The sequence below is a fragment of the Maritimimonas sp. 2210JD6-3 genome (assembly GCF_056591795.1).
Genome location: NZ_JBWQOJ010000116.1, coordinates 1 through 302, shown reverse-complemented (window position 1 = coordinate 302; position 302 = coordinate 1). Strand labels below are relative to the sequence as shown.

Here is a 302-nt window from a genome sequence, read left to right as displayed (position 1 = left end):
GATTTGGACGGAAGTCATACAACAGCACTTCGAGGCGGACAAGAGGTTGGTTATCAAGGCAGGAAGAAACGCAAGACAACAAATGCCATTTATCTAACAGATAGGCAAGGCTTACCTATTGCCATGTCAGAACCAGTCTCTGGAAATCATAATGATTTGTTTGACATAGAAGTGCAATTTGAAGAAGTTATTGGAACACTGGAAGAAGCCGAGATTAGTGTTGATGGACTTTTTATTAATGCCGATGCAGGTTTTGACTCCCTAAAACTCAGGGACAAATGCGAAGCCAATGGTATCATTGC

Annotated in this window: 1 protein-coding gene; it reads left to right on the top strand. The window is 41.7% G+C overall.

Translation table 11 applies throughout. The annotated features are described in order from the left end of the window. On the top strand, positions 1–302 hold a 302-nt coding region (locus tag AC1EUY_RS16200), incomplete at both ends, for a transposase (RefSeq protein ID WP_480196592.1).